This window comes from Acidisphaera sp. L21, assembly GCF_009765685.1.
In the GTDB taxonomy this organism is placed as follows: domain Bacteria; phylum Pseudomonadota; class Alphaproteobacteria; order Acetobacterales; family Acetobacteraceae; genus LMUY01.
Window position 1 is genome coordinate 2,259 of sequence record NZ_LMUY01000086.1, and the last position, 8,963, is coordinate 11,221.

Consider the following 8,963-nt stretch of genomic DNA (forward strand, 5'->3'; position numbering starts at 1 on the left):
GGCCACACACTCTGCCCCTAGGCCGAGCAAGCCGATCCCGGTGGTCCTCAAACCCTCACCAACACCTACCTGGAATACATCGACTTGGTGCTCCAGCGGGACCGACACCGCGACCTGCTCAAGCAAGCAGACGAGGTAGTAATCTGCAATGCTACCAATCTAGGTAGGGAGTTCCAGGGCAAGATAGAGGCGGCTCTCTCGAGGCTGGGATGATCCCCGATCTACGTCCTACCGAACGCCTGACCATCGCCATCGCCATCTCCGTCACCCGTGGCCATCTACGTGTTAGGACCCGCCGGCATCCCTATGAACGCCCGACCGCCGATGGCCTGCGGCTGGCTGCCGACCAGTTCGCCGATCTGCATCCAATGAACCGCGAGGCTATCCATCACTCCATTAATGCGACAGCTACATGGCTACCGCTGTGGTGTGGCCGTGGTCACGGGAAAGATCAACGTGCGAGCCTAGGGACCGACCAACCGCGTGCGGACCTCGTTTACACGGGTGGGCTGCTCCACATGGCGGCCTAGAATTGCGAGACGATGTTCCCGGCAGCACCGCCGCCGGTGCTGTTTCCCGCTCCTGTATTATAGTAATCTGTCTTACTCGCAACCTTCGCTAGCTAGATGGCGAGCCTTCAGATAATCTCCCCTGCGAGATCACAGGTGATGCAGTTATGAAAACTACGGCGATAATCAGTCAAAAAGGGGGCGCAGGGAAAACCACCCTCGCGCTGCACCTGGCCGTCGCCGGGCATCTGGCGGGTTACGACACCGGGTTGATCGATCTCGACCCCCAGGGCACCGCCGAGACGTGGGGCGGCTGGCGGCAGGATGAGCCGCCGAACGTGATCGGGGCCAAGGCCGCGACGCTGGCCCGGACCCTCGACAAGGCCGCAAAGGCTGGCGCCGACCTTGCCGTCATAGACACCCCGCCACTGGCGCAGGCCGAGGCGCGGGCCGCGCTGGAGGTAGCTGATGTGGTGCTGGTCCCTTGCCAGTTGCGGATATTCGACCTTGATGCCATCAAGGTGACCGCTGGGCTGCTGAAGTCGATGGGCAAGCCTGCCTTCGTCGTCTTCAACCGCACGCCATCCCGTGCCCCACAGCTCTACAAGCAAGGTGTGGAGGCTGTTGCCGCCATGGGGATGCAGGCCGCGCCCATGATGCTGGTTGAGCGGGCGGCCTATCACCATGCCGAGCAGGAAGGGAAGGCGGCTCAGGAACTGGACGCGACTAGTAAGGCAGCTTTGGAGATTGCTGAGCTGTGGAGCTGGCTATGTATGCAGCTTGCTATAAAAGCTCGTAAGTAAGTAATCTTTTCCTGCAGTTAGTATAGGTAGCGTGTGATGGCGAAATCGGCATTTGGTAAGCTCAAGGCCGTTGAAACGTCAGCTGCGGCCACGGTCGGCGATGCACCGCCAGCCGTTCGCATGGTGAATGACACCAAGAAGCAAGCGAGCCGGGTAGGCCGCAAGACCGTGATTTTCTATGATTTACCGGAGGCAGTCCGCGAGCTGAAGCGGCTGGGTGTGGATCAGGACCGCACCATCCAGGACCTCATGCAAGAGGCCGTTGACGATCTACTGGTGAAGTATGGCAAGCACGCTTTCGGCAAACGTTGAGTGCTTACACGGGGCGGAACCAGACTCCACACCCGCCGGCGTCAGCGTGCGCGGGGGGGAGTTTGAACGCCCGTCGATGGGTTAAAGCAGAACCAGACTCCACACATTTGGCCGATAGACCGGGCAGGGTGCGGAACCAGGCTCCACAGTCGGGTCGCCGTTGAAACGTATGCGACTCGGACTGCTCAGAGTGGAACCAGCCTCCACACCCGGGGAAAGTCATCCACAGACAGGAAGTTATCCACTGGACTCTGGTTCCGCTTCTGTGGAGTCTGGTTCCACAAAACGGAGTCGTCCCGTGGAGTCTGGTTCCACATACTAATAGTAGACTCTAATACCCCTTCAAATAGCTTGCGGAACCAGACTCCAAGTTGACGGGGATACTAAAAACAAGGTCCTGTCTCAGGCATTATGGCACAAATTCACCAGCTGATTCTTCGCGACGGTATTGACGAAGCGAAGAAAAAGGCTGCCACCAAGCATGAACGAGCGCTTGTGGAGGCAGCCTACCAGGTCCTCAGCGAAGATGCAGAGAAGATGGGGTTTACCTATAGCGGGTTCGCTCTTACCTCGCTGCCCCATAAGCCCCCCAAGGAGCTGTTCTGGCGACGGGAGGGACACAACATTACCCTGTTGCTCGAGTCTGGTCGCGACCGTGTAGGAGTGCCAGTCGGCGTTCCTTACGGCTCCTACGCCCGATTCATCCTGTTGTTCCTCCAAAGCGAGGCCGTGAAGACGGGCTCTCGCGAGATCGAGCTCGGCCGCAGCATGCGGGTTTGGCTCGGGACAATGGGCCTTTCCATCGGCGGACAGACTTACAAGGCTGTGTCCGAACAGGCCAAGCGTATCTCCAACTGCCGCCTGCAGTTCTTCGCCACCAAAGGCGAGAAGGAAGTGATGCGACACGGTGGTTTCGTGGACGGCAGCATCACCATGGCCGGCCTGGACTCCGATCAGCCTGCCCTCTGGAACGACCGCGTGCTGCTGAACAAGGAGTTCTATCGAGCACTGCGGGAGCATCCAGTGCCGGTGAGTGAGGCCGGTCTCCGCGCCATCGGACCGCGCTCTATGGTCATCGATGTGTATATCTGGCTCGCCTACCGCCTCCACAGCCTCACAAACGACGCGACTGTGAGCTGGCTGTCCCTCCACGGCCAATTTGGCGCGGGTTTCCAGCTCCTGCGGAAATTCCGGGCGCACTTCATCGAGTGCCTGGAGCTGGCGACGGCGGCATATCCCGACGCTCGCGTTGAGGTGACAGAGGCCGGCGTCATTTTGAAGCCATCCCGCCCGGCCATCGCCAAGCTGTAGTGTGGAGTCTGGTTCCACCTAGGGGATGGCAAAGTTGGCTGGATTAAAGAAGCGCGTTGGCGTTGATCTCCGCGAGATGATGAGCTTCCTCGTGTCCGAGATTGGCAAGACCAACTGGCCGCATCTGACTATGGACCTACGCTGGGGCAAAGTGGCCCAGATGTGTGGTGTGCTCCCCTCGCGTGTCAGGGCCTTCAGCCACCAGGCGGCACCGATCAATCCCGCAGAGCTATACCAGATGCTGCTGGCCTCGGAGAGGGTCCGCAACCAGAGGTGGGTGACGCCGGCTACCGCTACGCAGGGCGAGGAGCGGGCTGTGATGCTCCAGTTGCTGAACGAGGCGCGCTACAGGATGGCTGCTGCGCCTGTATCCGGGGACATGGTTCAATCCGGCTGAGGGCTGCATTGCAGCGGTAGCAATAGGCCGAGCCGACCCACACAGAGAGTTCAGTCGACGATCTTCCGGGCAATCTTGATCGCCGGTCTAACGGTGTTTGCGGGGGCAGTGCACGCCATCGAGTGTACTACTGCTCTGTCCCCAAGCCGCGCAGAACGACTGCGCTGGCCGCAGCTTGCAACAGCTCGACTTCCGCCTCAACAACTTATACGCCAAGGTCCATAAAAGGCTGGAGAATTCCCGTGACGCCGCCAGGCTCATGACTGCCTCTCAACGGGCATGGGTCTCTTTCCGGAACAATGAATTCGCCTTCTTATCGTCTAGTGCTAAGAATAGCTCTATCTACCCGTGGTATATTCGATCTGCGTGAATAGACTTATCCAGAACCGCATTGATGATTTTACCAGTTCCCCTAGCTGCTCGCAAGGCGATCTGGAGTGTCGGGCGTCGTCAAAATAAATGTAATGGGTTCGACCTATTACAGTATGAACAACCCGAGGAACCGTCATGACCGCATGGAAATCGCTTCGATCGGACATCCGGCGTAACCTTGAGGACCTAGGCATGCGCCTATGCCCAACGATCCGACACGCATCGAGATCATCACCGGCCGCGAGCCCCGCCGCCGAAACAGTGCCGAGCAGAAGCTCGCCTTGGTCGAGGAGACGATGCAGCCTGGCATGACAGTCTCGGCCGTCGCCCGCCTGCGCGGCGTCTCGCCGTGCCTGCGAGCTGGAGCAGTGCGTGCGCGAACTCGGACGCCTGCTCGGCCGTAAGACGATGGAGGTTGAAATCCTCAAAGAAACTTTGACCGCCGCTTGGGAAATAAGCTTGTCTGGCAGCCGCTTCGGGACGCTTCCCGGTGAAGGCGTGGGCGACACGCTCAGGCTCGCATGGTCCAACCTCGTCGAGCAGCTCGCGGGCAACCCAAGCCACGGGGGCGCTATCGGCGCCAGAGCGACGACGAGTTGTCGGCGGCGATCCGGCAGCTCCCCGACGCGCGACCAACCTATGGCTTTCGCCGGATCACGGCGCTGCTCAACCGGGCTCAGGGGCGTCCAGCGCGGAACCCGTCAAACAAAGGCGCGCTTTGTTTCCATAACATCTGACGGGCGACGGTCATATGCAAGGAGCAGGGTAGGGTCCTCCTCGCACATAATCGTCCGATGTCATTCGGTTTCTAGCAACGAGCACCGTCTTCTCGTCACTTGAAGTCAACTGAGAGCACATCCTCAGGGCTCTACGCTGCCCGAAACCAAGTTGTCTCGCATCCTCAGCTGATCCAGCTACTTCAAGTCTGGCCTTAGAAGGCGGGAAGGTGTGGCAGCAGTTTGTCGAGCGTGATCGGGAAATCACGTACGCGAATACCCGAGGCGTTGAAGATTGCGTTGGCGATTGCCGCGCCCGCTCCACAGATGCCGACTTCGCCAATGCCCTTGGCGTGGATTGGGTTGGCGTGGATGTCGCGTTCCGAGAGGAAGACGACTTGGAGTTGCGGCACGTCCGCGTTGACCGGCACGTAGTATTCGGCCAGGTCGCGGATGACCAGTTGACCGGTGCGACTGTCGTGAATCATGTCCTCGGTGAGTGCGGCGCCGATGCCGAACGCCATACCGCCCAAGCATTGCGAGCGAGCCGTCTTTTCATTGAGGATACGCCCAGCCGCGAACACGCCGAGCATACGACGGACCCGGGTCTCGCCCGTGACAAGGTTGACCGCGACTTCAGCGAAATGGGCTCCGTAAGTGGCCTGATTGACCGCCTTCGTCTGCTTGCCGGGCTTGATCGTACCAACGGCCTCCATGCCCTCACCGACGAGTTCAGCAATTGGGACCGACCGGTTGTCACCGATGGCCTGGGCGTCCTTGAGGGTCAGCGCCGCTGCATCAACGCCGAGCGCGTTAGCAAGCTTGCCGCGAAGCGACTCGCACGCAAGATAGATCGCCGAACCGGAGGAGCAGGCGCCCCAGGACCCGCCGGAGCCGGCGGCTGGGACATCGTTGGTGTCGCCCAGCTTCATCGTGATCCTGTCCATGGGCACGCCGAGTAACTCGGCGGCGACTTGGGAGAGGATGGTGTAGCTGCCGGTGCCGATGTCGGTCATGGCCGAGGAAACCGTGACGGAGCCGTCCTTGCCGATGGCGACCTTGGCTGACGTCTCCATCAGGATGTTGGCGCGGGCGGCAGCGGCAACGCCCATGCCAAGAAGCCACTCGCCCTCGCGGCGCTGGCCTGGCTTCTGTCGCTTGCTCCAGCCGAACATCTCGGCGCCAGTGTCGAGGGCCTCGATCAGGTGACGCGATGAGAAGGGAACCTTCTTCTCCGGGTCCCGCGGCGGCTCATTGCGGCGGCGCAGTTCGATTGGGTCGATCCCGACCTTCTCGGCCAACTCGTCGATCGCGCCCTCGAGGCCCATGAGGCCGACGGCTTCGCCCGGGGCCCGCATGGAACCGGAGAGCAGCCAATTAACCCGGACGAGGTCATGGGTGATCAGCCGGTTCTCGCCTGCGTAGAGGAAGTGGGTCGACAGGCCGGCCGGTTCGAAATAATCCTGTTCGGCAAGGTTGGAGGCGGTCGTCTCGTGGCCGATGCCGGTGATGGTGCCATTCGCGCTCGCGGCCAAGCGCATGCGTTGGGAGGTGTTGGAGCGGCGCACGGTCGCCTCGAACACCTGGTGGCGCAACATGACGGCTTTTACGGGGCGGCCTAGCTTTTTGGCCGCCAGTGCAGCCGCGACGCTCTCGGGGGCAATGCCGAGTTTGGAGCCGAAGCCGCCACCAATGAAGCGCGAGATGATCCGCACCTTGGAGGCGGAGAGGCCGAGCGCCTTGGCGAGCTGCTGCGCGTCCGAGGTCGGCATCTGGTAGGCGCCGTAGACGGTCAATGCGCCGTCGTCCCATGTGGCGATGGAGGCATGTGGCTCCATCGCCACCGAGTTCTGGCTCGGGGTGGTGTAGATCACGTCCACGGTGAAAGCGGCCTCACGCATGGCCGTGTCAAGGTCGCCCTGGCTGGAATGGGCGGGGGTGTTGTTGTCGGGCAGCTTCTTCTCGTGTTGGTGCTCGAGCGAGAAATCGAACACGCCGGTTTCACGCTCGTAGACGACGGGGATCTGCTCGGCGGCGTCGCGGGCGGCCTCAAATGTTTCCCCCACGACGATCGCGATGATCTGGCCGAAATATTCGACGCCCTTGACGCCTTGTGCCGGGGCTGCCGTCTCGCCGCCCTGCTGGGAGACGAGAGCGAATGTGTCGAAATCCACAACCACGTCGATCACGCCCGGGAACGCTTTGGCGGCTTCCACGTCGATGGAGACGACTTTGCCCTTACCGATCGTAGCGCTGACCAGAACGCCGTAGGCCATGTTGGCGAGCTGGTATTCCGCTGCGTACGTGGCGGTGCCGGAGACCTTCCGGGGCCCGTCGACGCGGCTAAGTGGCTTGCCGATGACGTCCTGAACGCCTTTGTCGAGGAGGCTCTCAGCGTATGGCCGATCCATTGTGAGGGTGACGTCGTTACTTTTGCCAAGGCCGAACATGTCTATTCTCCAGTCAGGTCGCGCAGGCACGCGATGAGCGTGCGGCGGGCCAGCGGTATTTTGAAGTCGTTGGCGCCCTGGCCCCTAGCCTCGGCGAGAAGATGTTCCGCAGCTTTCTCGAACAACGCGTCGGACGGCGCCTGGCCGATTAGCCCCTGCTCCATGGCTGTATTGCGCCAAGGCATGGGCGCAAGGCCACCGAAGGCCAGGGCGGCGGTCGTGATCTTGCCGTTCTCAACCGTCACCACGCCGGCGACGGAAACCAGCGCAAAGGCATAGGAAGCGCGGTCGCGTACCTTGCGGTATTGCTGGCGAGCGCCATTCGGCGGCGGGGGCAGCTCGACATGCGTGATCAGCTCGTCATGCTCGAGCACGGTCTCGATCTCCGGCGTTTGATCCGGCAAGCTATAGAAGTCGTGGATCGAGACCCGGCGGCGCGTCCCATCGGCCTTGAGCGTGGCGATCGTTGCGTCGAGCGCGCGCATGGCGACGGGCATGTCGCCCGGGTGGGTCGCGATGCATTTGTCGCTGGTTCCGAGGATGGCGAGGATGCGGTTGACCCCGCCAATGGCGCCGCAGCCGGAGCCTGGCTCACGTTTGTTGCAGGGGCTGGCGGTATTGGTGAAATAGTAGCAGCGAGTGCGCTGCATGAGGTTGCCGCCGGTGGTGGCCTTGTTGCGAAGCTGGCCGGACGCGCCTGCAAGCAAGGCGCGGCTCAGGACTTCGTAGCGCTCGATTACACGTGGGTCGGCGGCCAGATCGCTATTTGGCACGAGGGCGTCAATGCGCAGCCCGCCATTGTCCATGTCCTCAATATCCGTCAGGGCAAGGCGGCTAATATCGACAAGGCGGTCTGGCGTTTCGACTTGTAGCTTCATGAGGTCGATCAGGTTCGTGCCACCGGCGATGAACTTGGCACGCGGTGGGGCGACGCTCTTGACGGCGGCGGCCGGACTATCGGCTTGGTCGTAGGTGAAGGTTCTCATACGTCGGCTCCCGCGACCTCACGAATGGCGTCGACGATGTTGGGGTAGGCGGCGCAGCGGCAGATGTTGCCGCTCATTCGCTCGCTGATCTCGGCCTCCGACAGCTCGGCGTGGCCGAGGTCCGCGGAGACGTAGCTGGGCCAGCCTTTGGCCACCTCGTCGAGCATGCCAACCGCCGAGCAGATCTGGCCGGGCGTGCAGTAGCCGCACTGGTAGCCGTCGTGCTTGACGAAGGCCTCCTGCAGCGGGTGGAGGTCGCCGACGACGCCGAGGCCCTCGATCGTGGTGATCTCGTCCGTCTGGTGCATGACGGCAAGCGCTAGGCAGCTGTTGACCCGGCGGCCGTTGATCAAGACTGTGCAGGCGCCGCATTGCCCGTGATCGCAGCCCTTCTTGCTGCCAGTCAGGCCAAGATGTTCGCGCAGCAGGTCCAGCACGGTGGTGCGAATGTCGATATCGACTTCGCGCGACGCACCATTGATCATAAATTGCATGGATGTCCTCAAGACGTCTGACGCGGCACGCGCCGGCAACCGCGATGTGGGGCTACCTCGGGGGTAGCGCTTCGTCGCCCGCCGAGTTGCCCGCCGCCGCCAGCAATCGCCCAGTTGTATTTTTACGGACGTAATCTGCCAGGACGGGCGGCCGGCGCGCACGCCAGACTCGCCAAACACAAGAGGACCCAAACTCGCTCGCTCAGGGTCGCAAGCGCAGTTTCGGTGTATCTGCCTGAAAACCCTTGAGCGTCGTGTGCGCTAGAGCGGCGTCTGCTTCCCCGATATATGACTCCAGATAGGACTGCCCGTTATCAGCCAGCTTCAGCCGCAAGCCGTCCGGCGGCTAAGCGCCAGTTGACGTCGTTAAGCCGGATGCAGGCTGCTCCCGAAAGCCGCTGTTCGCTCAGTGTGACTGCGGTTCCTGCTGGTGGGACCCGAACGGCGAGAAGTGGTGGTTTGCTGCCAGTCTGCTTTTCGGACGCAGATGGCGAGTAGCAGACATTCGCACCGGATATCTGCACCATGCAATTGGCTGAAAAAGCCTTGCGCGGCTAGTGGTGCGAAATTCTTGCAGACCGTGTGAAATCTGCTCCGTAACGGATTCCGGCTC

Annotated in this window: 8 protein-coding genes and 2 pseudogenes; 7 read left to right on the forward strand and 3 right to left on the reverse strand. The window is 61.6% G+C overall.

The features are described from left to right. The first annotated feature begins 676 nt into the window (after positions 1-676). The 7 genes and pseudogenes from GSQ76_RS17960 to GSQ76_RS32765 all read left to right on the forward strand — a co-directional run. On the forward strand, positions 677-1,312 hold the full coding sequence (locus GSQ76_RS17960; RefSeq protein ID WP_158745518.1) for a ParA family protein: 636 nt from the start codon (positions 677-679) through the stop codon (positions 1,310-1,312). A 36-nt stretch (positions 1,313-1,348) separates the two neighbouring features. Further along, entirely contained in the window at positions 1,349-1,624 is a 276-nt protein-coding gene (locus tag GSQ76_RS17965) for a ribbon-helix-helix domain-containing protein (RefSeq protein WP_158745519.1), read from the forward strand. Between the two features lie 411 nt (positions 1,625-2,035). Next, positions 2,036-2,935, forward strand: a complete 900-nt coding sequence (locus GSQ76_RS17970; RefSeq protein ID WP_158745520.1) for a replication protein RepA — start codon at positions 2,036-2,038, stop codon at positions 2,933-2,935. A gap of 25 nt (positions 2,936-2,960) precedes the next feature. Then, complete coding sequence (locus GSQ76_RS17975) at positions 2,961-3,332, forward strand: hypothetical protein (RefSeq protein WP_158745521.1); 372 nt, start codon at positions 2,961-2,963, stop codon at positions 3,330-3,332. 97 nt (positions 3,333-3,429) lie between these two features. Then, complete coding sequence (locus GSQ76_RS32755) at positions 3,430-3,702, forward strand: lysozyme inhibitor LprI family protein (protein WP_408836854.1); 273 nt, start codon at positions 3,430-3,432, stop codon at positions 3,700-3,702. A gap of 202 nt (positions 3,703-3,904) precedes the next feature. Next, positions 3,905-4,142, forward strand: a pseudogene (locus GSQ76_RS32760) (transposase); the annotation flags it as partial. 104 nt (positions 4,143-4,246) lie between these two features. Next, positions 4,247-4,378 (forward strand): annotated as a pseudogene (locus tag GSQ76_RS32765) (IS3 family transposase); the annotation flags it as partial. A 257-nt stretch (positions 4,379-4,635) separates the two neighbouring features. Here GSQ76_RS32765 and GSQ76_RS17990 read toward each other — a convergent pair. Genes GSQ76_RS17990 through GSQ76_RS18000 form a run of 3 tightly spaced genes read right to left on the reverse strand, consistent with a single transcriptional unit; the run spans position 4,636 to position 8,350 of the window. Then, on the reverse strand, positions 4,636-6,870 hold the full coding sequence (locus GSQ76_RS17990) for a xanthine dehydrogenase family protein molybdopterin-binding subunit (RefSeq protein WP_158745524.1): 2,235 nt from the start codon (positions 6,868-6,870) through the stop codon (positions 4,636-4,638). Positions 6,871-6,872: 2 nt separating this feature from the next. Next, entirely contained in the window at positions 6,873-7,856 is a 984-nt protein-coding gene (locus GSQ76_RS17995) for a xanthine dehydrogenase family protein subunit M (protein ID WP_158745525.1), read from the reverse strand. Then, the gene (locus GSQ76_RS18000; protein ID WP_158745526.1) at positions 7,853-8,350 is read right to left on the reverse strand and encodes a 2Fe-2S iron-sulfur cluster-binding protein; all 498 of its coding nucleotides are present in this window, start codon (positions 8,348-8,350) and stop codon (positions 7,853-7,855) included. Before GSQ76_RS18000 ends, GSQ76_RS17995 begins: the two co-directional genes overlap by 4 nt. Between the last annotated feature and the right edge of the window lie 613 nt (positions 8,351-8,963).

Coding starts and splice junctions, on each gene's coding strand:
- GSQ76_RS17960 (WP_158745518.1), top strand. CDS start 677: ATGAAAACTACGGCGATAATCAGTCAAAAAGGGGGCGCAGGGAAAACC.
- GSQ76_RS17965 (WP_158745519.1), top strand. CDS start 1,349: ATGGCGAAATCGGCATTTGGTAAGCTCAAGGCCGTTGAAACGTCAGCT.
- GSQ76_RS17990 (WP_158745524.1), bottom strand. CDS start 6,870: ATGTTCGGCCTTGGCAAAAGTAACGACGTCACCCTCACAATGGATCGG.
- GSQ76_RS17975 (WP_158745521.1), top strand. CDS start 2,961: ATGGCAAAGTTGGCTGGATTAAAGAAGCGCGTTGGCGTTGATCTCCGC.
- GSQ76_RS17995 (WP_158745525.1), bottom strand. CDS start 7,856: ATGAGAACCTTCACCTACGACCAAGCCGATAGTCCGGCCGCCGCCGTC.
- GSQ76_RS17970 (WP_158745520.1), top strand. CDS start 2,036: ATGGCACAAATTCACCAGCTGATTCTTCGCGACGGTATTGACGAAGCG.
- GSQ76_RS18000 (WP_158745526.1), bottom strand. CDS start 8,350: ATGCAATTTATGATCAATGGTGCGTCGCGCGAAGTCGATATCGACATT.